The organism is Desulfofarcimen acetoxidans DSM 771 (assembly GCF_000024205.1).
Classification (GTDB): domain Bacteria; phylum Bacillota; class Desulfotomaculia; order Desulfotomaculales; family Desulfofarciminaceae; genus Desulfofarcimen; species Desulfofarcimen acetoxidans.
Genome location: NC_013216.1, coordinates 4,042,470 through 4,064,920, shown reverse-complemented (window position 1 = coordinate 4,064,920; position 22,451 = coordinate 4,042,470). Strand labels below are relative to the sequence as shown.

Sequence of the window (22,451 nt, the reverse complement as noted above, 5' to 3'; positions counted from 1 at the left end):
ACAGAAAAGTGAAACGGAGGCGAAACGATGAGTAACAACTTGCAGATGCCCTTTCAAGATATAGTCGGTGAAGATAGCCCAGTACAGCAGGCATTAAGACACCTTCGTATATTAGCCGATGAAAAGCCGATGCCAAACGCAAATTCAGATCAATCCAGATCAGCATCCGCTCTTATTTTGACGCACTTATTGGGGCTATGTGATAGTACCGGTTTAATTAATTGCCGTGGCTATCATTCCGCTGCAATTACAATGTTTCGTCCCATTGAAGATGCTACCGATTGTTTTGCTGCAGTTGCTCTGGATATTAATGCCGCAAAGAATTGGGCAGAAGGAAATTTGAAGAGCAGCGATGCCGCAAAAATATGGACGAATGCGGTAAACTTAGTTATGTCTGATGGGATTTATCTTAGTGAGTACCGGAAAATAATCCGACACGCTCTTAATAACTATAGCCATTGCACTCCTGAACAGGCAAAATGGAATGTATATCTCGAGTTTATCGATGAAAAAAAATGTGCGATGGAGTTGAACACAAAATCACTGGTTATCAACTTGAATGCTTATTATATTGACCGATATCTTTGTACACATTTATACGAACTGATAGAAATTGTGCTCATTGCATTCTCTGAATACTTTGAAGCTCATCATTCTTTGAAGGAACGGCTTGGAGGACTCCGGATAGAAATTGAGAAAATTGTCGTTGATTTCCTTGGATTTATTAAGTCTAAGAAAATTGATGTTTCTATTGCGCCGGAGATTGGGAGATTAAGTAATTGTGAGGAAATATTATGAGCGTACAGTCATTTCTCAAAGCGGCGCAATATCTTTATGATAACAATTTCTATGATGGAGCATTTTGTTTGGTATGTGTTGCATCAGATGCTTCCGCCCAGATACAGTATCCGAGTTTAAAAGTTGGTGAAAGATATAAAAAATTTATTTCCACCAACTTTAGAAGAATTTGCGGCAAAGGATTCCCTGGTGTATCTGCAGATTTTATTAAAATAAAAGTAAATGCTAATGTGAAAAACTTGAAGTTGGATGAGAATGGATATGCAGGCATTGAAGATATAATATATCATGTTATTCGTTGCGGTTTAGTTCATGATTGTGCCACTGACCAGTCTATCAAGTTTATTGATTCCACTATCATTGGGAATTGGGAAAAAGGTTTATTTTTTCTTCCAAAGTCGCTCATAATGGGACTAATTGATGCAATTCAAAACAGCATGAGTAGAGAAGAATTGGAATAATTACCATAAAAATCTTTTGGAGGTGGTTTTGTATGAGATCTGTTTTACTCGGCAATGGAATCAATATTCAATTTGGTGGCAAGGCATATTCTAATGACTTTATTATGAAGCGGATCATTTTCAACGCTAGAGCGAACAAATATGACCCATTGGTTAATGGTTTGATTTCTGGCAAAGAAATTGAGGGCATGAAATCTTTATAAATATAGGTAAATTTTGTTTTGTATTGCAATACGGAACATATGTTTGATATAATGTTGATAAGAAAATTAAAGCAGGGTTAAGGGTAGGTGAGTAAAAATATGAGTAAAAATAAGAAAACAAGTGTTATATCAGTACAAGATATTTCGGTTACTATAGCTTCATCTGATATGAATGATTATATTTGCATCACTGATATGGCAAAAGCAAAAGATGGTGATGCACGGGCTGCCGACATTATTAAAAACTGGATACGGAATCGCTCTACGCTGGAGTTTTTAGGAACTTGGGAGAAGATGTATAATTCCAATTTTAAAGTGGTCGAATTCGACCACTTTAAAATGCAAGCTGGGTTACCGACTTTTGTATTAAGTGCAAAGCAATGGATTGAAAAGACAAATGCGATCGGTTTATATGTTCAAGCCGGCAGATACGGCGGCACTTATGCCCATAAAGATATTGCCTTTGAATTCGGGTCTGCAATCAGTCCTGTATTCAAACTGTATCTTCTCAAAGAGTATCAACGTCTCAAAGATTTAGAGTACGATCAACAGAAATTGGAGTGGGATGCCAAAAGATTTTTATCAAAAACAAATTATTTAATACATACGGATGCTGTCAAAAAATATATACTTCCACAGAGTGATTATGTAAAACAAACAGAATGGCTTGCTTATGCAGACGAAGCTGATTTATTAAATGTTGCACTTTTCGGCTGTACGGCGAAACAATGGAGACAGGCAAATGAAGAATTGGCAAAGAAAAATAACATCAGAGACTTCGCCTCAATAAACGAACTGACGGTTTTATCCAATCTTGAAACACATAATGCTGAATTGATAAAGGAAGGAAAAAGCAAAGAAGAAAGGTTTAAGATATTATTAGAAATAGCTGGCTATCAAATTTCGATACTGGATGAAGCGGATAAAATGAAAGTGCTTAATAAACAGAACGGGAACTAATTGAATATTATCAGGGAGGGATTACTTTGATTTATCCCGATACTAATAAAGCCAAAGGGGTTATAATATCACTGTTACCCCCCAGGTTTCGCACCAAGGGATCATTAAACTGGGAACCACTGCCAAACCTTATTTTCTAAAATTATCCTTAAACCATTTCTCAATATGATAAGAAAAATTGATTGCTGAATTAATAACCTCTATTAATTCAAGTGGATGTGGTAATTTAAACAGATTAACCAATACATCAATAGTATTAGGAATATTCGTCCCATTCCAATGGCGTATACCAATAGGCTGCAACCTTTGTTCTGAGATAGTTAGGTCGCCAAGTTCTCTCTGTAATTTTTGGGGAGACATCTTTTTGCCATTTTTAGCTAACAGCCAGGCTGCTAAATTAAGCACAAGCATAGCCAATACTTTTAGAAAGCAATAGGCATCTACTCTTTCAGGATTGCGAAGGAATACTTGTTGTAAATCAAGAGAACCCTTTAAAAACCTAAAACTGATTTCGATGTCGTTCCTACCACGATAGCGGGTAAGCAGTTCATTAGCATCAACCTTCTCTTTGTCATGGTTGGTTAAAAGCACAAAGATACCGTCGGTTTTCTCAAGCTCCGGAATTATAGCTTCATCTTTTGACCAGGACATAACAATAGCATTATGTTGATTTAGTTTAATTGTTACATTAAACAGCCTACGCATTTCAGGCTGCCCTTTAAAAATATTATCTACTGCTTTTTCACAGGCTTCCTTCGTAATTAAGTTACGTTTGTTGAGCTTACCATTTAGTTCTACTAATGCATCTTCTGTGCTGGTTATACGCTTTTGACGACGCTCTTGTTCCTTAGGTTTTTTGTTTAAATCACAATAAATAACCGCCCTTATAGTATGTGTCGCAAATATTCGCTTACTTTTTTTGAGTTGCTTTTTGTTCTTACTACCCTCTGAGGGAGGCTCAAGTTTTACCTTAAACGTATATTTTGTCTCTAACGCCTCGTAGTGTCTGGGTAGATTTCTTTCTATTTCTTTCTTAGAGCGATAGTCAATAGCAGCAAAATCATCTTTTTTAGCCTCATTTAATTGCTCTAAGACCCAATTTTTTGATAGCTCATCCTTGAGTGGACCTATAAAAAAGGCCTTTTGGTTGCTATTAGTAAGCATCAAATGCATATTATCTTGGGTTAGGATACCACGATCAATAATCATCTCAAATTCTTGGTCATCGGTAATCTCTTTAACCTTCTCGAATGAACGCTCAAAAGTCGTACCGCCTTGAACATTACCGGAATCAATTGATGATGTTACCGGCAAAGATGCACCAGAGGCTATCGTAAGATTAAGGATTAATTGTTTTAAACCCGGTAGACCACCATACCCGTATTGAACTTTATCGTTATCCTCCATAACACCAGAGACTGGAATGGAAGATGTGTCATTGTAAAAAGTGTTAAGTGGAACTCCAAATTTCTTGGATGCTGATAAAACAATATCCTGCAATACATTAGCCATATATTTTGCATTTGAGTTTATAGCGTCAAGGGCTCTACCATTTTGTCATAATTAAATTTTTCGGACGGTATACCGAGTATTGTTTCGACTTGCCAGTTTTTACAAGCTTCTTCAAATTTATATAAACGGGTGAGATCTTTATTTCTGCCCAGCATGTCGCCAACCATTATTTCACATGCCAAACCAGTACTTACCCGACATTTAGAACCGTTGGCTCTGTCTTCACGTAGATGCTCATAAGTAACATATTCTTCGCCTATAAAGTTGTCAATTATTTTACCGATGCCCAGGCTTCTTGCTAAAAAGACACCGATAAGTACTGCACCTGAGGGATCTGCCTTCGGAACTTCTACTTTTAATTCGGGCATTATCTTCATCAATATTTCGGGGGGTAATTTAGCTAGTTGTTCTAAAATAGGTTGTAAGTCCATGACGATCCCTCACTAATATTTATTCTTATTAGTGATAATTCGACACAAAAAACAGAGATCCTTCCAGTTTATGGATCAGTTTTTTTTATGGTTGTAATTAATATTATTTATGCTCCACTATTTTACAGGTTTAAATTTTTATCTTGCGGAAGGTGGGATCTTTGTAATGACTTGTGGAAATTAGTTGTTAAACTTGAAGAACTTATTTAGTTAGTTAAAAAATTAGGAATTAAAGATAAAAAAATTGTACAAGCATATTTTAAGCACATAGAGAATAAAACACAGATGTTTATTCAGGAAGATTCCTTTACTATTCCAGATGGAATAAACATTAAAAGGGGTACCGTTTTTTGGGTAGATTTTGGAGTAAATATAGGTCAAGAATTTGGTGGAAAACATCCTGCAATAGTATTGCGAGTAGGAGGTAATACAGCTATTGTAGTTCCATTAACTAGTCAAGAACCAACGGATGAACAGAAAAAGACTGAGTTATATGTTGAAGTAGATAAGGTTTATGGTTTTAAAAATATAACTCGCTGGTGCAATGTTTTAAATACTATGCCTGTTAGTTTGCAGAGATTTGATTTTAATTCTTTCTCAGGAAATATTAAAGGTAAGATATTAGATAGATTAAATGATGCTATTAAAAGATCTTCACTATGGGAAAAGCTTACACCAAAAAATTTAGCAAATTAAAATAGTCTGTTGTGAAAGTACTTTACAAGGAAAAAGAAGATTTTAAAGATGTTTGGTAAAAGAAATGTTATCTTGCTATTGCAGAGTACATATTACTATACATAATTAATACATAATTTAGTTACCTAATAGTTGCATTAAATAATAAGAAAGCGATAACATGAGTCTTTTGAAAAACATCTTTCAAAAATGAACACTAACCAAAGAAGTAATATTCATTCTAGTTGTATTGAGGTTCAGTTTTGAACAATTAATAAACGCATACCAGATATATTAAAGAACAATTCCGTTTGGTATAAATTCCAAACGGTTTTTTTGTCTTTTTCTAAAACAGGCTTTTTAATTGCTGTGGTACGAATATACGAGTAAAGGATCAGAGTAAGGTAATAACAATCGTCTAAAAATGATCAAACGCACCATGTATGGAAGAGCCGGTTTAGATCTTCTCAGAGCTAAGATTATCTATTAGCTTTTTATTTTAGACTTTTATACCCAATATTGCGGAAGAACCCCGGATGTCTCCGAAATATGCACCTCCCGCACTTTCCATTATATAATCCCTTAAACAGTATCCGGCAACATTTGTGTTAAACGAACGATTCTCGTCCTTATGATAGCTTGTCGCCGCTTCAGGCTCGCGAAGGTCGGATACGGTTCATCCGGCCAGAGGTGGGGGGGCTTAGAGCACCCCTCTTTGGGGGTCGGTAACTAACGCATTCGGGTGGAGATAGGCTCCAGTTTTGGGCCAATTTGCTGTATTGGTTATTGCACAGTAAATAACGTCTGCGTTTTTCAGGTCCGATTGATGGCTTTTTCGGTTGCAGCGCTGGCTTGCTTTTCTTATGACCGGGTACCGGGAGAAAAGATTTTACTGCGGCTCTCGAACAACCTTCCCTCCCGGTTTTAATAGTGATGTACTTTAAATAATCGAGAACAATTAAATAACCCCAAGTCTTTTAAAGGCTTTTTCTACGATATTGTCGGTGATGTATTTAGGATTAATCTTTTGTATTTCTACTATAATATCTCTCGCATGTTCAACAGGCAGCCCGCCAGATTGAACTAATATGCATATTAGTTCAATCCCCCATATTATTGGCACTCCTTCAATTTCACACTTTTGTCTCAAAGGTTTATCGTTTGTTACACAGGCCCAACCATGTTCTTTTGCAAGAATTAAACATAAATTATCTTGAAAAGATAGTGGGCCTTTTTTCTCTGCTGCTATCATAACCTGCCATAGTTCTGGTTCCACAAGTATAATTCCAAGTTCAACGCAGTCACCCTCATCGATTTCATTAATTTCATATAAAACAGGCGTAGCTAAATAGATTTGACCTACATAGGTACAAATCAATTTAATAATCGTCCTGTCACATTTACAGAAATCGATGAGTATGTTAGCATCCAGTATTAGAAAATGCCTCTTTTTTGTCCCCATTTATTCACACCCATGAAGAGACCATTTCTCGCATGGCCTCAAGATCTAATCTAAGAATTTCTGCCCCACGACTCATGGTGATTTCATCCTTTTCGATAGCTTTACGAACCAATCTAGATAAACGATCTTCAATAAAGTGTGAGGGGGATAGAGAGTCAGGTTCTCTGGAACGCAATACTTCTGGCGATGATTGTTGAAATTTATCTGGGGACAAAGCCTCCGGCTCATCCGCAATACTCAATGTTTTGCCAGTTTTCATCTTATAAGCAATCTGAAATTTTTTCCACACGGAATTTCCCAGACTTTCAGAAAGGCGATATAGAACAGTTTTGTAGCTTACCAGGAATATTTGCTTAACTTTAAAAACCCGGTCGACAAAGGACAAGCCGTAAGTATCTATCCATTCAGCTTGAAAAGCTTTTTCTGGCATCAAAAAATGGGAAGCAAAGACATTTGCTTCATTTTCTTGGTCTTTGTCTTCAAAACTTTCTTCTATGTTATAGGTATCTAAATGAAGAAGTAAATGCCCTAGTTCGTGAGCAGCGCTAAAAATCCATCGCTCAACGGATATTCTTCCCCAAACATTAACAATGACTGCAGGGCCGCCATCTTCTCCGGCAACAGATAAGCCGAAAAAACCGTCTGATACAAGACTCAGAGGGTATACTTTTATCCCGCATGCTTCCAGCAGACCAGCAATATCGCGGATAGGCTCTTTTTCTTTGAGTTTCAATTTTTTTCTTACTCGTTCGGCTGCATGCTTAGCTCTGTCATCTCCAGGAGGCATTGAAGACAACTCCCTGGTAAGATCTTCGAACTGGTAGTCTTTGTGATCATTTAGTAACCTTTCCAGGTAATTAAAATCATCAAGCCAATGTGCTACTTCAGTCAAAATATTGTCCCGGCTGTTCATCTTTTTCGATGCTCGAAATCGGACTCCCTTTAAGGTGCGAACCGGAATGAATAAATCCTGGAGTTTTACTCCAACAGCGGAAGCGATGTTTTGCAGGGTCGATACTTTGGGGGTTGTATTACCGTTTTCAATATTTCGATAAGCAACCCTTGAAATCCCAGCCAGATCGGCTACCTGGGATTGAGTCCAACCCTTGGCCTCGCGAATCCGGCGAAGGTTCGCACCAATAATTTTTTGATCCATAGTTACCACCCTTTTATTCTTATTATATACAAAAAAACAAAATTTGAATACTTGATAATTATACTTGCTAAAAAATAATTTTCTGTATATAATTAGTTTGAGCTAGGCTTATCCACATTAAGCCAAAGGGGGTGGGAAGATGGCCAAAAACACGGGCAAAAACCATAGACATGGTGCGGTTTCTAACCGGACCCAAGCTTACAACCCAAAAAACGCTACATGGGTCAAACGCGATAGTAGCACTGGCCGGTTTATGGATGTGAAGTCAGATGGGAACCCATTTAAAGGGGTTACAAAAGAATAACTTTCGAAAGGGGTGGTGCACTTTGCAAGGAAGAAAAAAGTAAAAAGAACATCCTGGCCGATGCTCTTTTTACTTTGAGATCCTATTTTTGAAAGATCCAAGCAGATAGAAAGGTTGGGAACCCTACTATCTCGCCAAGTCCGGGGGAAATTACATATAAATCGATTTCCCATGACGGACTCCATTATTATATTATGTTACAGTTCGCCACGTTTTATGTATTTCCTGCTGGACTTGTGCCAAGTTGGGGAAATTTTAGTTAATTTCCTGACTCAAAGCCCAAATTTAATGAAGGGTTAGGTACTGAAAAATGACAGGAAAAGAGCAAGAAGAAGTAAAGGGATCTGTCGTTCATGGCGACAATCATGGTAAAGAAATGGTTATGATTTATGTCAACGATATAGCAGTAGAAATACATCGTGGTCATCAAGCGGTGGCAGCAATTAAGGCAGTTGGTAATGTTCCTTCAACTGATATACTATATCTGATGCCAAATTACGAAGCAGCTTTAAACGATAACGATTCTATTACTATCAAAGGTGAGGAACGCTTTAAGTCTTGTGCGCCATCCGGCGGTTCTTCCTAAGGGGGTTGCAAGATGAGATACCCGGAGGATCAGCTTAAAGAATTAAAAGCACAATTGTGTCCTGATGTTAGGTGTTTCTTTAGACTCAGCGACATCATTAAGCCGTTCAATCCGTTTTGCAATATATTTAATTCCTCCCTCCAACTCAGTAATTTGATTATAAATATCTTTATTTAACTTGTCAGTGTATCTTTCAATTTCTAATTCGAAAATACCAGGCTCAAGTAATTGTGACAATTCACTAACGAACACGTCTAATAATTTTGCTCCGAAACGATCTTTGGGCACCGGATTTCTCTTGCAGGAAATAGGACCTTTTCTTTGGTATGTGCCGCAGTGATAATATCTGGTATAGCTACGGGATTTAATACTATTTGATCCGGTGACCATCTTATTACCGCAATCAGGACATAACAATAGCCCTTTCAAAATGAAAGGGCTAACCTTAGAGGATTTTTTAATTGCTTCCGCATTATTTGTTCTGTCTGTTCCTCGTTGCTTTACTGCATTAAACAAATCCCTTGATACTAACGGCTCATGCGCATTGGCTGTAACAATCCACTCGTTTTTAGGTCTGTTTTTTGGCGATAGCTATCATTTCTGTCCTTACAAAATTTGCGTATAACGTTTAGCTGGGCTGGGATAGATAGTTCTTTCTCGGCATGCTCCTTTGAGGAAACGCGGGCATGAGCTGCTTTTCATGCAACTTTATATAAAGATTAAGTTTTAGAGCCGGTCTGCGAAGTGTAACCAGCTCCTGAGTCAGTGCACGGGGTATATCATCTCCAGTAGTAATGGAATGTAACTCTACCCGCATATGATGGTATGCGACATAGAGAAAACTATTGGCATAGAAATTGAAATTGGATTTTATCCAAACATTCCTCGGAACGAAAAAAGATATATCTTAAAAAATGCTAAAGTTGGAATGGGAGTTAGGGGTGCCTATATTCATTTTTCCATTCAGGAAAAAGATAAATTAATTTAATTTATTATCGATGGAATTAAGAATTTTGGGTATAAAATTAACCCAACATTTAGAAAGTATTGGGTATCTACTTCCGAAGAATTGCTAACCGAACCAGAGGAAGGTCAGACATTGATTGAAGTACAAGGTGGAGATAAGATTTATAGATTTATGTTGTTTATCAGTGAAAATAATTGAATGATTTAGTATAAGAGCCTCCGGACTCTTTCTTATTGCTAAAAAAAACAAAACCCCTAATTTAGATAATGGGGCTTTGCAAAAGTATATTATTTTTCAAATCAAGAAATTTACTTAACCGGATGTCCTGTATTTCGGGACAACTGATACATAATATATTGATTGAGACTAACCTTTTCATCTTTTGCTTTTTCAGCCAATAAGCGGTGAAGGGTTTTAGGTATACGGATGTTGAGTTTGCCGGAGTATTCATTCTGTATCTTGACCGGCTCGGGAATCTCTATGCCATCCTCAAGGGCGGTTTCCAACCAGCATATTTTAGCATCCTGAATCATTTTGTATGCTTCTTCCAATGTTTCACCCTGGCTGATGCATCCGGGAAGTTCCGGTATTTCAATTGCATATCCGCCTTCTTCGGCAGGATGAAGGAGTACCCGGTAAGGTAGTTCTAGGTAATATTGAAGATCTTTAGTCATTGTTTATTTCTCCTTTCAGTAAATTTATGGCCAGTTCTACATAAATGGTTTTGATATGAGGCTCATCAAACGGAACTGTTAACCTCTTGGACCCTTTTGAGTATATGTAATGGCTTGAGCCTTTTCGAGGCTGCCTCCTATTGAAGCCTGTCCGTATTAGAATTTTGTCCAGTTCTTCAAATCGCATGGCTTTAGGGTTGTTTTTTATTTTCTTTAGCAGTTTTTCAAGTTTACCCATTGCCCTCACCTCTGATATTATGGTACTACATATAGTACTATAATATCAAGAGTTTTTGGGTAAATAGATAATGAAATAAAGAAATCCCCCGGTTTAAATTTTAACTGGGGGATAAGTATTATATCTGTTATTCACTTGACGGGTTAAGTAAGGTAGTTAACAAAAACACCCATAATCAGGGTGTTTTTGTTTTGCCATAAAGGCGGTGGTTTTATAAAATAGAATTATCGAAAGTTGTAACATTTTCGGGAAGAGAAGGAATTTCCCCTTTTGCTGGCGTATTATTGCGGAAAAGGAGGGGTTGTATGAGAAAAGTATCATTAAGATTATTATTAATTTTACTATTAGCCATGCCATTAGCATTATTTGTTTCTATATCGGAAATCATCAGTGCAAATGATAAAAAGCAAGTAGTAATAAAAGAACTTGGCTCTGCGTTAGGTTCTTTAGGAGTTGGAGCTTTGACTGGTGCTGTAACAGGATTGCTTGTTGGTGCCGGCGTTTTATCGCCCTGGACAGCAATGATGGGTGCAGCAGTCGGGGCGGGTTTAGGCTCGTTTGGTGGGCAGACACTCGCCAGTAATATATATAATAATATAGCTCAATACGCTTCGGGTACTGATAACGCCTCTGGTGGTTTAGCCCCTGGGTAGGAGAAAAAGGTCCTGAGTTAATGAATGTGCCTCGGGGTAGCCAAATCATACCTAATCATAAGCTGTCCGGCATACCGCCCTATAACCTGGAATGGCATTTTTGTGGGTGCTGATGCTTATGACCGAATGATGATCGTTGGACTTATGCGAACTGCCGGAAAACCAGTACAGCTTACAACTGAAAAATTTACAATACCTGTGATGATAGAGGAATTCTTACCGGACTATAAAAATAACCGGCGAATTCCTTTTTCTATTATCTTACGTCGAGTCATTGATAACAAATCAAACTCTGGTAGCTGATGCGGTAGATAAGTCCGCTGTGATGGTGGCTCAATCAACTGTCACAAATAGTCAGGACTATATCGTTAAATCAGGAGATACACTGAGTCGCATTGCTGCAAACCTATTAGGTGACCCAAATAAGTGGGAGCAACTCTATCAGGATAATCAAGGCGTGTTAGTTAATGGCCCGCACAAGATAACAGCTGGGATAAAGTTGGTGATTAACACTGTTTAAAGATCCATTTGTAAACAGAAAAGGTCCGTTTAACAAAACTCATAAAAGCCAAGGAGCAAATCATCAAAAATGATGCCCTTCGCACAGCGGCAGAATCAGCCACTTCGGAGCTTGAAAAGATTATAGCCGCCGTGGTTACTTCTGCAAAGCAGACGGTTGTTGATACGATCAAATCCAAATCCGGTACCGGTACCCTTACGCCGGCAGGAGCCAGGGCAGTGAAGAACAAGGTTATTGCTGATGTGAATTCTATTTTAAGTGAAGAAGCGAAGGAAATTTTGTCTGGTAAATATGGTGACTTGGAGGCTTGGATTTCTCATTTGATTGAACAGGCTGTTGCTGGGCAGAAAAAAGTTAGCTTTGTTTTTAGTGATACGGCGAGATCTATTTCGGAAGAGCTGGAAAATCAAACATCATAAGTCTGTATATTGGATAAAATATAATGACGCGTATTAATTTTCTTTTGCCCTGTTAATATGACAGGGCTTTTTTTGTTTGTCTAATTAGATTCGTAACAAAACTGTTAAACTTTTGTCCTTGTTTTGCAAAACTTATTGTTTATAATTATAAAAACAAAACAGGAGGGGATCACATGAAACGTAAATGGATAATTGGTGTAGCCCTATTAGTTTTAGTATCCTTCGCCGTTCCGGTTTTTGCGGCTACCAATACGGCCATCGATGCTAAAACGTGGTTTGAGCAGAAGTTTGCAGCCAAAAAGGCAGCAGTAGATCAGGCGGTTAAGGACGGTAGAATTACTGAGGAGCAAGGACAGGTTTGGAAAGAACATTTCGACCAAATGGCCGAATTTCATGAGCAAAACGGCTATATTTGTCCCGGTGGTGGTCCTGGCATGGGATATGGAAAAGGCAATGGCATGATGCGTGGTAATGGAATGGGTATGTGGGGCGGTCAAACTTCTGTAGCTCCGGTACCTACAAACTAAATTAAGCACGAACAACTTTTTACACCTCCCTTCGGGGAGGGTTTTTATTTTTTAGAATCCTCTTTGTTATTACTAACCTTTATGGCATTCTTCACGCCGGAAAACACAGCCCAGTAGACAATATAACCGAATAATCCTGCAGAAATGAGCATCATGAGTATTCCCCATACTCCATAAGTACTATTATAACCAAACATCATTGGCATTGGTATTCCTCCCATTTATTTTCTTGTTAGTATACCAACCATTCTTTTATAATATCCCCGGCAGCTATATAAGCAACAAATAGAAGTTAAAACTGGGCCAGGATAATATGCCAGCTGAGTTACAGTGTAGAAACGTTCATTTATAAATGGTAATCCCTGCTTTCGTATAAAATATAATAACGTGAATTAATTTTCTTAGCCCGGAACTGCTCTAATATACTGAGTAGTTGCCGGGGCTTTTTACTGATATAGTTATGTTCTCCTGCAATGTTTGATTTTGAAATGAATAAGCAAGATAATGGTACTTATAATTGAATAATATGCAAGTAGTAATATAAATTTTTGCACTGGATCGCTTGGTAAAAAATCGCCTGATTCAGTATAAATTTTAAGTTCGGCAAGGAGTATAGTTACTAATTGAGTTAGTAAGAACAGTCCTCCAATTGAAAACATAAACATTATATTGAATGCGGGCATTGATGAATTATTTTTGAGATATGTTTCCCACCCTAGACCAGGATTGTTTATTTCTATTTCATCCCTTATATATCTAGCTATGTTCATAATTGTTTTGCCATTACTAACCCACCTACCTGCTAAAAACATTGATACAATAGGATATACTAGCAAAACCAATACTGATTTTCTTTTTTAGTAAAAGCGATTGTTAAGAATGTACCAGCAGCGATTAAAGTTAGATTAGCTATTTTGTGTTGATATTCAGCATTTTTTAGTTCTTTAACTACGATTTTTGATTTTTATAGTGGGTTCACTGAATACTTACAGACTATTTATGTCGTCGGTCAATAAGCTGCTGGTTGATATGGCTGAAATCCTCGCAAACCTCAAGACGGTGAAGCAGGTGCTTTTCGATACCGCCGTCTTTGACGCGGAACGTGCTGAACTGTAAACCGAGATGGCTGTTCTTGCCGAAATGATGCAGAAGTGCGTGGACGAGAATGCCCGCGTTACTCAGAGTCAGGACGAATACCACCAGCGCGGTACGAGGGGCTGGTCGGCCGCTTTGAAACGGCAAAACACAGATTCGTGGAAGTCGGCGATTTACTTTCAGAAAAAAAGGCCCGACTGGATATAGCTGAAGCCTTCATCGACAGCCTGAGAAAACAGGATGGTTTGATATCCCAGTTCAACGTGCGGTTTACATTTAAAAATGGGATGATCATCCAAGCATAGAGGGCCCGCGGTGCTTCAGACCGCATCCTCTTCTTCTTTAGTATCGAAGTCGCTTTCTTCGTACTCCTTGCCAAAGTCATCCTCTGGTGCAGCAGATTTGGTCATATACAATTTTGACTATTTCAGCGGAGATTTCATTTTCTTGTTGTATGCGATAAGCATGGCCTCAGCATAACCAAGAGATCCGGCCTTTCGTTCCTTTGCTGTGCGCCCTATTTCTTTGGAGGAAAACTTGCCGACTTTTTCTTTAAAAATATCGTCCTTCAGAACATTGCCAAAAGCCACAATCAGCTGGGCTATACCTTTCAGCATATTAGCGGACAGCGAATTGTAATCGCCTTCCCATGTCCCGACGCAGAGACGCAAGGTGCGATCCAGCACATGGAATCCGAATTTCTGATGAATATACTCTAGACAGGATACAGCGCAGATACCGCCGGGAACTTTGTTCGACGAAATGAACAAGCCGTATGATTCCACCAGGGATTTAATGATGTCAGTGACCCACATAAGTCACGTTGAAACAGCCAAAAAGCATGCGAGTCTGGAATCGCTGGTGCGGATTGCGAATGTTCTTGGCGTTACAGTGGATCACTTGCTAAGTGGCAATCAGACAAACGATCAGGCAGAATATCTGACAGATTTGGCGCGGATTATAGAGGGTTGTACCAGCTATGAAAAGCAGATTATTTATGAAATTGCCTTGGCGACCAAAAAGAGTCTTCTCGAAAACAAATGGCTGCAGCGCAAAGATAGCACGGTAATTAAAGCCTAATATTAATAAGACAATTGACCCACAGATCTGGCAGTGTTGCTTGCTTTGTGGGTATTTTTGTTTAAGGAAGCTTTATAGTGTATTAAAATTACTTTCGGGATACAAAGGTTTTTTGAATGAACGATCCGATATGTTATTTATAAGAAACGTCGATTTTTTTTATTTCTTGTGATATACTTGCAGTTGATACAGCAGCAGAAAGAGGAGAGAGTCCTTGGTAAGAGAGTATTTCAGAGGTTTGAGCCGGTTTTCAAACATTTTATTGTTGAATATGGATTTTAAAAACCATCTGGAATTTGAAAGAAAGCACCTTCTGTTAAGTTTGCAGAGGGGGGAAATCTTCACCGGGTTTGTTTTCATTTTAAGTTTTTTAAACTTTTATTTGGATTTTATACTGCATCAAGACCCTTCTGTGGATATTATATACCTCCGGAACCTTTTCACAATGCACGTTATCATTTTTCTGCTCTCAATAGTCTATCTTGTAGCCTATAGCTTGCTTAAGAAGAATCTTCCAAACTCTTGTGCTGCCAAAGCTTTGCTCCTTTCTGAAATATCCCTAATTGTTTTGTTCGCATCCGCTCTATCTTTAAACAGCCAAAGATTTACCGGAAACATTAATGCATACATTATGATTGTCCTTGCGGCAGCGCTGGTCATTCCTATTTATCCGAAATGGGTGCTTTCGATTTATGCTGTGAACCATATGCTATTTCTGATCGGCCTTTCCTATTTGTGCACGGATAATTCCGTTGTTGTCAAGCAGTTTAATGCTACTACCACCATATTGATAGCGGCTGTTTTGTTCCTACTCTTATATCGCTACAATGTGACAAACTTCTTAAATGAGGAAATGCTCAAAGAAGATAGACAGACTTTTATTAAACTGTTTGAGATCAATCCCTTTCCTCTGCTGATCTGCAGGTTTGATGATGGGAAAATCCAGTACGCAAACAATAGAGCTGTGTTGTTTTATGGGCTCCCAGAGGAGCCATCTGATGATTTAAACTATACACATTTCTATAAAAACGTCCAGGATTTCAACAGCATCCGCAAGAAGCTGGAAGCGGACAGAAAAGTGACCGATTATTTAGTAGAGCAAAAGACATTGCTGGGGCAGACTAAGTATACTGTTGTTAATTGCGAACTGATCGATTATTTCGGTGAAAAGTCAATTTTAAGTGGCGTCGCGGACATCAGTGAAATAAAGAGGATCGAAAACAAATTGAACCTTCATGCCTCCACCGACCCATTGACCGGTGTTTTAAACAGAAGGGCCGGGATGGATCTGCTTCAGATGCGGTTTGAAGGCGTCCAGTGCGGGAAAACGGGATTTAGCCTTTGTTTTTTTGATATAGATAATCTTAAAACGGTAAATGATACCTTCGGACATTTGGAAGGGGATGCTATGATTATCGACGTTTGCAAGGTTATCATGCAAGAACTGCATCAGGACGACGTTATTTTCCGCTATGGCGGGGATGAATTCGTGATATTATTCGAGAACAGCTGTGAACGGGAAGTCAGAGAAACCTGTGCTCGAATTGCACAGCAGTTTGAGGCCTTGAACCAAAGCAAACAAAAACCTTATTGGATTGACGCGAGTTTTGGGGTATTCTCGTATAAACCGGAAATGAACCTGAGCTTGGAGCGAATCATTGAAATTGCGGATAAAGATATGTATTACAACAAAGCAAAAAAGCAGGGTTTATAGGGCAGTCTGTTTCAAATGAAATATTGGACTAGATACTTTTATTTTCATTATTGAGTGAATGATACGCAGAAATTTACGGTTATTTCAAGGTTGCCGGGCTTCCAGTCAGAAGAATATTTATACACTTATTGTTTTATTTTTTGACCCATAGTGGCTGGTTTTTCGATTATAACTTGGCTGATTTTTGACTTGACATATACAAAAAATTAAGCAAATATTTAAAGACTATTGGGCTAGTTTTCAGGAAAAACATAAAAACCTAATAAGGCCTGTTGTCACAAGAGAAGTAGAGCGAATTGGGTGTGTGGTGTATTTTATTGATACCATTATAAATGTCAATGTTGAAAACAATAATAAAAAACCTATTATCAAATTCACTATTTTTTTATCCACCTTATATTTTCTTAAAAAATATACACAAGCCACCAAACATAAAATTACCAAAATAAATATTAACATCAACATTGCTATATAACCACCTACTTAACTTTCGCCTTTGGTTTGTTGATTAATTGCAAAGTGCAATTGACACAGCTATACTTAAATTAAGCATACAAAGCATAAAAATTCTACTCAATTGCTAATTACCTTCATAAGTAGTATTTGGGTGTACACCCAAGTAAAAATTTATCACAATTTATCATATCTTGCAAGAAGTAAAGAATGTTGAAAAAAATAATAATTTATTTAAAGTTATATTATTTTATTATGGTTAATTAATTTCTACATAATACTACGTCTTATATAGTCTGATCCAACATGGGACATACTTAAGAACGAAAATATTTTGATTTGCCGGAAGACTAATACAGTTTTAAAGATGACTTAGTATGTAGGTGGTGCAAAAAAAGAACTCGCCAGCGTTAGCTAGCGAGCTATGATTTTTCCGTTTCAGGTTTTCTACCCTGAATAACTGCCTCGTTGTTTGGTAGTTACCGCCGATGGCATCGGTAATAACGAGGTACCGGCCTTCCCATTTTTTAAGTGAGATTGCAACTTTTAAGAAACAGCCCGGAACTAAAACTTTTTATTGAACTGAATCTACCGACACATCATAATGTAGTAAATGCGTAAATAACACATCATAGTATAACGGTGCCGATCTATTTAGCTCAAAAGCCATCGAAAAAGACCGGCAAGATTAACGGTATCAACTACCGGCAAATGGTTTTGGATTATCTTAAAACAGGCAGTGCCTATCAGGTAGAAATCCTCCGCAGAGACGGGAAATATTACGTCCATGTGAGTATTGAAGAAGAAGCTCCGATGCCATATAACCATAAGGGTGCGTTTGGTGTAGACACCAACCCGGACGGATTAGGTGTAACCCAGGTAGAATGTCTGGGGCAATACCGGGGCAGTGAATGGCTGGGTCAAGGCGAATGGACTTATGCCAGAACAAACCGGAGAGATAACCAGACCTGCGAAATGGCTAAGAAAGTGATCCTCCGGGCTAAAGAAAAAGGTTACGCCCTGGCGGTAGAGGACTTGAAGTTTAAAAATGACAAGTCCGTAACTGCCAAGTTTAACCGAATGAATCACAGTTTTGTCTGGTCAAAGTTTCTAAAAGCAGTTGACCGGAGTGCTGCCCGTGAGGAAGTGCCGATATTAAAGGTAAAACCGGCTTTTACTTCAGTCATAGGCATCCTAAAATACCAGCACATGTACGGCATAGCTGTTCACGAAGCGGCAGGCTATGTCAAAGCCCAGCGTGGCTTGGGCTTTGATCATGAGAAGATACCCAAGATATTGCTTGATAAACTGGTTAAAAAGAAACCTGAATTTAAACAAATGGCAAATTGGAAACAATGGTCAGCAGTTAAAAAGTCTGTGCTGGCCAAGATTAAAAAAATCACGAAAAGGAAGAAGGTGAATAGCCTGGTTTCATGGCAGATTCACCGGAAAAATGTGTTAGGTATAGGTTAATCCCTTTGCTATAAATTTTGCGGGCGGCACAGTACACGCAGCGAAAGGCTGTTGCCGCAAGTCAGAACCCAGGCGGAGGTAACACCTTCTCCGGGTAGTACGCTTGCTTTAAGCAGTGGCGGGGAACTCTTTTAGAGGAGACCACCCGGAACATAGGCGAGAGCCTATGGCCTAGCAGTTGAATCCTGTGACACTGCCACCCGTTTGTCGGACGGGTGAAAAAACTACTTGTAGTTTTTAGTGGGTTTTAGAAACCAGGGAATGTGTATGAATAGAATTAAAGCTTTGACTTCGATTGAAGGTCGCTATGGCAGTGTAACAACAAACTTAGAAAACTATTTTTCTGAGTGGGCATTAATGAAATTCCGCGTGCATATTGAGGTTGAATGGCTGATTACAATGGCTTCTAATCCGGAATTTCACGACATAAGAGGCTTGACTATTGAAGAAACACAGTTTCTCAGAAATATAGCAGCTAATTTTAATGAAGAACTCGCTTTAAAAATAAAAGAGATTGAAAAGGTTACTAACCATGATGTGAAAGCGGTGGAATATTTCTTGAGGGAAATGCTAAAAGATACATCACTTTCGGATGTAATTGAATTTATTCATTTTGCTTGTACATCAGAAGACATAAATAATTTGTCCTATGCTTTAATGTTAAAACAGGGAATGAATGAAGCTTGGTTACCGATGGCGAAAAAACTTGTGGATGAAGTTGCTAATATGGCAGAAGAATTAAAAGATGTTCCAATGTTATCCCATACTCATGGGCAGCCAGCCTCGCCAACTACTGTCGGGAAGGAACTGGCAATATTTGTTTATAGGTGGAACCGACAGCTAAAGTTAGTTTGTTCACTTGAATATCTTGGTAAATTTAATGGAGCTGTAGGTAATTTCAATGCTCATAAAATCGCGTATCCTGATGTTGAATGGGAGAAAGTATCCAAGGAGTTTGTATGCGGCTTGGGCCTAGAGTATAATCCCATGACCACGCAGATCGAGTCTCATGATTATATGGCTGAATGTTTCCATGCAATCAGTCGTTTTAACAATATTGTTTTAGATTTTGACAGGGATGTATGGTTATATATTTCACTTGGATATTTTAAACAGAAAATGGCAAAAGGAGAGGTTGGATCTTCAACAATGCCGCATAAAGTCAATCCGATTGATTTTGAGAATGCTGAAGCGAACCTTGGGATAAGCAATTCTATACTGCGATTTCTCGCGAATAAGCTTCCAATATCACGTATGCAAAGAGATCTTAGCGATTCATCTGCTCAGAGGAATATAGGGGCGGCAATTGCGTATTCATACATAGCGATTAATTCTACTTTGAGAGGGTTCAGAAAAATATCTATAAATCCCAAGACTATTGAAGATGATTTTGAGGAAGCCTGGGAAGTTATTGCTGAAGCTGTACAAACAGTTATGAGAAAGCATGGCTATTGCAACCCATATGAAAGGCTCAAGGAAATTACTCGTGGAAAGATGATTGGAAAAGAAGAAATAAGAGCATTTATTTCAAGCGTTGAACTACCTGAAGAAGATAAAATGCGACTAATGGAATTGAGTCCTCAGAAGTATATTGGGTTGGCAGATGAACTAGTGAAACATATTAGCCTGACGGGAGAACTTGACAAATAAGGTGTTGTAGCACATAGTGAATTGTTCCAGTAGTTTTCAAGAAATGGCTTGTGTGCTTCTTGAAATATTGTAATGATCGAATTTTTGAACAACTTCATTAATCCCGAGGACTGGTGGCCCCTGTTTTCTTCTTCTTTCTGCTTGGTATTGGTCGGTTTGCGTGGCGCTGGGCGTCAGGGCGGTGGGTAATGTGTTTCACAGCCCGGCCATTCAAGCCGCGGTACCCATGCTGGTGCCGCAGCAGGAATTGGTGCGTGTCAACGGATGGAGCCAGTCCATGCAGTCGGGTGCCTTTCTGCCATGCTTTCCTATGAGGACATGCTCTTACCTTAACGCGCTGACCGCTATGAGAAAGGTGGCCAAAGTAAAATTGAGAAGTTAGGTAAAAAAAGATGCCATTAATTTAACCTAGCGGGAGTTTACGAATTATTAGAAACAGATCCCTTCTATGCCAGCAATCACAAGGCATCGGAGGGATAAAAGTGTATTACCCACCAAGTGCATACTTCCCTATATCTAAAACCTCTAATAATCTCTTTTCTTCAGCAGATATTTTCGTTAATGAAAAACACTCCCTGTCCTTTTTTGAATTACCCTTCTTTGGATAAACGGTAATAACCTGTTTAATATCAGATAATCTTGACAGCATTTTGTTTATACTCATTTTAAGGCCATTTTCATGCAGAACGCGGTTTAACAAACAACAAAGTCTTAAGGCCAGCACGCAATAGAAAGCATGAACTTTAATTTTTTGATCAGTCCAATGATGTATTGGACGAAAACCTAAAAATGTAGTGTCTTTCATTTGCCTAAAATCGTCTTCTATATGATATTGTGATCTGTATGTGGAGATTATCTTATCATTTGGCCAATCATGATTATCCGTAAATAAGACTGTCTTGCCAAGAAAATGTTCTTTAACATAGTTAAATTGTTTGATATTAATAGAAAAATCAAGATGAGCAAGACCATCTTGTTCATATATCTGAACATCGAAAATATCACTCATAAACTCGCCGTGAAGAATAGTGGCAACATTTTTTTGTACAGATGTAACCGTGGGCTTACGCCCTTTTGTAGTTACACCGGCAACACGATCAAGTAATGATTTCTGCAGTACTCGTAACTTAAGAGTACATTTTTCAATATTAATTGCAATGCTCTGCATCTGTCCGGCAAATAACTCAGGATTGCAAACCACTAAAACTGTCATTTCCCGGTTATAAACGGAAAGCGTAGTCCGGTATGCCTTAACATTTCTAAAATTATCACTGTTAACCGACTCGTATTCTTGAATTGGAATATCAAGCAAGGATTTATTTTGAGAAAGCCTAAGAGAACCTACAACATTAAAAGCAAATTCACCGCTCATAACAAGATCCATATTATTTAGAGAATTGTTTCCCTTATCAAAAACAAGGGTTGCATTTCCCGGTTTACCGCAAATATTAATATAGCGGTTCTTAAGTTTCTCAATAACTGCCTTAAACTCAACAGAGTCGTTGTCATTGCCCGGATAAACATCATAAAAAAGAGGGACATTGAAATCGGGAGTAACCATCATTGCTAAACCGACAATCTTCAAATCAGACCTCTTTTCCTTGCTGTGGCCCCGTTGTGGTAACTTATCGGCTGATAACGTATCAATATATGTAAAAAAGTTGGTTGCATCGTAAATAAGCAAATCGGTAGAAAGATTATATTTATCAACGATAAGTTGCGTAAATTCATTTTCAAAACTCTCAATAGCTGAGTCAGATAATAAACTCATATTATCCCAGAATCTTTGACTTGTTAATGATTGTTTTGGAGCAGGCAGCATTCTATAAAGCATTGTTTTATCATACCATTCACCAATTTGGAACTTGCTAACAGGTTTAACGACCCTGTTTATAGCAGCCAGCAGCATATATTCTCCGACACTTAACCCTTGTTCGCGTTTGGGAGCATACTTATCAATTATTTCAATAACACCGAGCTGCTTGGCAATATCATACAAAGCACACACGGTGCCAAACTCTAAAACAATACTGTACTTGGGATTTTCCAAATCAGATTTGCCTTCAACAGCCTTGGCAATATCCTCGGCACGTCCAAGATATTTTTGCCGGACAATTCTTGGCTTACCGTTAACTCGGGCAGACTCTACCAGATAGTAATAAAATTGATTTTTTTTCTTCTTTTTAATGATCGAAGCCATGGAAACCTCCCTTTATTATGGTAGGGTAATACATAACTTCGACACTTATGCATAAAATTCCTGCATACATCAATAAAGTCTTTGAAATTAAGCATTTCATAACCAAAAAACATGTCTAAAATGTTAAATATGAGTTATGCGGTAGGGTAATACACTTTTTCTTCATCAATACCACTTTTTAATTGCAAAAAAGTCCTTTAAAATCAAGGCCTCCACTAGTTTTTTAGATGATAATTTCTG

General features: G+C 38.2%; 26 protein-coding genes and 2 pseudogenes. 16 read left to right on the top strand and 12 right to left on the bottom strand.

What is annotated here, in order from left to right; translation table 11 throughout:
• Window positions 1–27 precede the first annotated feature (27 nt).
• The 4 genes from DTOX_RS18830 to DTOX_RS18820 all read left to right on the top strand — a co-directional run bounded on the left by DTOX_RS18830 (window position 28) and on the right by DTOX_RS18820 (window position 2,422).
• Window positions 28–798: a hypothetical protein gene (locus tag DTOX_RS18830; protein ID WP_015759258.1), complete on the top strand. Its 771-nt coding sequence runs from the start codon at window positions 28–30 to the stop codon at window positions 796–798.
• On the top strand, window positions 795–1,259 hold the full coding sequence (locus DTOX_RS18825) for a hypothetical protein (protein ID WP_015759257.1): 465 nt from the start codon (window positions 795–797) through the stop codon (window positions 1,257–1,259). Before DTOX_RS18830 ends, DTOX_RS18825 begins: the two co-directional genes overlap by 4 nt.
• Window positions 1,260–1,291: 32 nt before the next feature.
• Complete coding sequence (locus tag DTOX_RS23280) at window positions 1,292–1,462, top strand: hypothetical protein (RefSeq protein ID WP_015759256.1); 171 nt, start codon at window positions 1,292–1,294, stop codon at window positions 1,460–1,462.
• Window positions 1,463–1,561: 99 nt separating this feature from the next.
• Window positions 1,562–2,422, top strand: a complete 861-nt coding sequence (locus DTOX_RS18820) for a KilA-N domain-containing protein (protein WP_042316242.1) — start codon at window positions 1,562–1,564, stop codon at window positions 2,420–2,422.
• Window positions 2,423–2,551: 129 nt separating this feature from the next.
• Here DTOX_RS18820 and DTOX_RS18815 read toward each other — a convergent pair whose 3' ends face one another.
• Window positions 2,552–3,934, bottom strand: a complete 1,383-nt coding sequence (locus DTOX_RS18815; protein ID WP_015759254.1) for an IS1634 family transposase — start codon at window positions 3,932–3,934, stop codon at window positions 2,552–2,554.
• A gap of 17 nt (window positions 3,935–3,951) precedes the next feature.
• Window positions 3,952–4,365: a hypothetical protein gene (locus DTOX_RS24565; RefSeq protein WP_015759253.1), complete on the bottom strand. Its 414-nt coding sequence runs from the start codon at window positions 4,363–4,365 to the stop codon at window positions 3,952–3,954.
• Window positions 4,366–4,650: 285 nt separating this feature from the next.
• Between DTOX_RS24565 and DTOX_RS18805 the strand changes: the two genes are divergently transcribed.
• Entirely contained in the window at window positions 4,651–5,061 is a 411-nt protein-coding gene (locus tag DTOX_RS18805; RefSeq protein WP_015759252.1) for a type II toxin-antitoxin system PemK/MazF family toxin, read from the top strand.
• Window positions 5,062–5,998: 937 nt separating this feature from the next.
• Here DTOX_RS18805 and DTOX_RS18800 read toward each other — a convergent pair.
• The gene (locus DTOX_RS18800) at window positions 5,999–6,502 is read right to left on the bottom strand and encodes a PIN domain-containing protein (RefSeq protein WP_042316241.1); all 504 of its coding nucleotides are present in this window, start codon (window positions 6,500–6,502) and stop codon (window positions 5,999–6,001) included.
• Between the two features lie 4 nt (window positions 6,503–6,506).
• Window positions 6,507–7,658 (bottom strand): XRE family transcriptional regulator, encoded by a 1,152-nt coding sequence (locus DTOX_RS18795; RefSeq protein WP_015759250.1) that lies wholly within the window; start codon window positions 7,656–7,658, stop codon window positions 6,507–6,509.
• 139 nt (window positions 7,659–7,797) lie between these two features.
• Between DTOX_RS18795 and DTOX_RS23690 the strand changes: the two genes are divergently transcribed.
• Both DTOX_RS23690 and DTOX_RS18790 read left to right on the top strand, forming a co-directional pair.
• A complete protein-coding gene (locus DTOX_RS23690) occupies window positions 7,798–7,962 on the top strand; it encodes a hypothetical protein (protein WP_015759249.1) in 165 nt (54 codons plus the stop codon).
• A gap of 310 nt (window positions 7,963–8,272) precedes the next feature.
• Window positions 8,273–8,548 carry a hypothetical protein gene (locus tag DTOX_RS18790; RefSeq protein ID WP_042316239.1) on the top strand — a complete coding sequence of 92 codons (276 nt, stop codon included), beginning with the start codon at window positions 8,273–8,275 and terminating at the stop codon, window positions 8,546–8,548.
• A 42-nt stretch (window positions 8,549–8,590) separates the two neighbouring features.
• Here the strand turns inward: DTOX_RS18790 and DTOX_RS25010 are convergent, their stop codons facing one another.
• The 4 genes and pseudogenes from DTOX_RS25010 to DTOX_RS18775 form a co-directional block, all read right to left on the bottom strand.
• On the bottom strand, window positions 8,591–9,064 hold the full coding sequence (locus tag DTOX_RS25010) for a recombinase zinc ribbon domain-containing protein (RefSeq protein ID WP_042316237.1): 474 nt from the start codon (window positions 9,062–9,064) through the stop codon (window positions 8,591–8,593).
• Window positions 9,053–9,118 (bottom strand): annotated as a pseudogene (locus tag DTOX_RS25460) (hypothetical protein); the annotation flags it as partial. The gene DTOX_RS25010 and the pseudogene DTOX_RS25460, both read right to left, overlap by 12 nt.
• Window positions 9,119–9,823: 705 nt before the next feature.
• On the bottom strand, window positions 9,824–10,189 hold the full coding sequence (locus DTOX_RS18780; protein WP_015759248.1) for a type II toxin-antitoxin system HicB family antitoxin: 366 nt from the start codon (window positions 10,187–10,189) through the stop codon (window positions 9,824–9,826).
• A complete protein-coding gene (locus tag DTOX_RS18775; protein WP_015759247.1) occupies window positions 10,182–10,427 on the bottom strand; it encodes a toxin HicA in 246 nt (81 codons plus the stop codon). Before DTOX_RS18775 ends, DTOX_RS18780 begins: the two co-directional genes overlap by 8 nt.
• A 305-nt stretch (window positions 10,428–10,732) precedes the next feature.
• On the opposite strand from DTOX_RS18775, the gene DTOX_RS23565 reads away from it, so the two are divergent.
• The 4 genes from DTOX_RS23565 (at window position 10,733) to DTOX_RS18750 (ending at window position 12,546) form a co-directional block, all read left to right on the top strand.
• Window positions 10,733–11,080 (top strand): hypothetical protein, encoded by a 348-nt coding sequence (locus DTOX_RS23565; RefSeq protein WP_015759246.1) that lies wholly within the window; start codon window positions 10,733–10,735, stop codon window positions 11,078–11,080.
• Window positions 11,081–11,182: 102 nt separating this feature from the next.
• Window positions 11,183–11,383 (top strand): hypothetical protein, encoded by a 201-nt coding sequence (locus DTOX_RS23560; RefSeq protein ID WP_162013545.1) that lies wholly within the window; start codon window positions 11,183–11,185, stop codon window positions 11,381–11,383.
• Window positions 11,384–11,818: 435 nt separating this feature from the next.
• Complete coding sequence (locus DTOX_RS18755) at window positions 11,819–12,019, top strand: hypothetical protein (protein WP_015759244.1); 201 nt, start codon at window positions 11,819–11,821, stop codon at window positions 12,017–12,019.
• Window positions 12,020–12,192: 173 nt separating this feature from the next.
• Complete coding sequence (locus DTOX_RS18750) at window positions 12,193–12,546, top strand: DUF2680 domain-containing protein (protein ID WP_015759243.1); 354 nt, start codon at window positions 12,193–12,195, stop codon at window positions 12,544–12,546.
• 44 nt (window positions 12,547–12,590) lie between these two features.
• Here DTOX_RS18750 and DTOX_RS23685 read toward each other — a convergent pair whose 3' ends face one another.
• From DTOX_RS23685 to DTOX_RS18735, 3 genes are all read right to left on the bottom strand, one after another.
• Window positions 12,591–12,752, bottom strand: coding sequence for a hypothetical protein (locus DTOX_RS23685; protein WP_015759242.1), 162 nt, complete (start codon window positions 12,750–12,752; stop codon window positions 12,591–12,593).
• A 787-nt stretch (window positions 12,753–13,539) separates the two neighbouring features.
• Window positions 13,540–13,788, bottom strand: coding sequence for a hypothetical protein (locus DTOX_RS23275; protein ID WP_157863016.1), 249 nt, complete (start codon window positions 13,786–13,788; stop codon window positions 13,540–13,542).
• 275 nt (window positions 13,789–14,063) lie between these two features.
• A complete protein-coding gene (locus DTOX_RS18735; protein WP_052292971.1) occupies window positions 14,064–14,411 on the bottom strand; it encodes a DUF6551 family protein in 348 nt (115 codons plus the stop codon).
• 28 nt (window positions 14,412–14,439) lie between these two features.
• Here DTOX_RS18735 and DTOX_RS18730 point away from each other — a divergent pair, with 28 nt between their 5' ends.
• From DTOX_RS18730 to DTOX_RS23785, 5 genes and pseudogenes are all read left to right on the top strand, one after another.
• A complete protein-coding gene (locus DTOX_RS18730; protein ID WP_157863015.1) occupies window positions 14,440–14,721 on the top strand; it encodes a helix-turn-helix domain-containing protein in 282 nt (93 codons plus the stop codon).
• Between the two features lie 445 nt (window positions 14,722–15,166).
• A complete protein-coding gene (locus DTOX_RS18725) occupies window positions 15,167–16,435 on the top strand; it encodes a sensor domain-containing diguanylate cyclase (protein WP_157863014.1) in 1,269 nt (422 codons plus the stop codon).
• Window positions 16,436–17,521: 1,086 nt separating this feature from the next.
• Window positions 17,522–18,361 (top strand): annotated as a pseudogene (locus DTOX_RS18720) (nuclease/transposase family protein); the annotation flags it as partial.
• Between the two features lie 267 nt (window positions 18,362–18,628).
• Window positions 18,629–20,011: an adenylosuccinate lyase gene (purB, locus tag DTOX_RS18715; protein ID WP_015759239.1), complete on the top strand. Its 1,383-nt coding sequence runs from the start codon at window positions 18,629–18,631 to the stop codon at window positions 20,009–20,011.
• A 190-nt stretch (window positions 20,012–20,201) separates the two neighbouring features.
• Window positions 20,202–20,393 (top strand): hypothetical protein, encoded by a 192-nt coding sequence (locus DTOX_RS23785; protein WP_042316228.1) that lies wholly within the window; start codon window positions 20,202–20,204, stop codon window positions 20,391–20,393.
• 105 nt (window positions 20,394–20,498) lie between these two features.
• Here DTOX_RS23785 and DTOX_RS18705 read toward each other — a convergent pair whose 3' ends face one another.
• On the bottom strand, window positions 20,499–22,211 hold the full coding sequence (locus DTOX_RS18705; protein WP_015756032.1) for an IS1634 family transposase: 1,713 nt from the start codon (window positions 22,209–22,211) through the stop codon (window positions 20,499–20,501).
• Window positions 22,212–22,451: the final 240 nt, after the last annotated feature.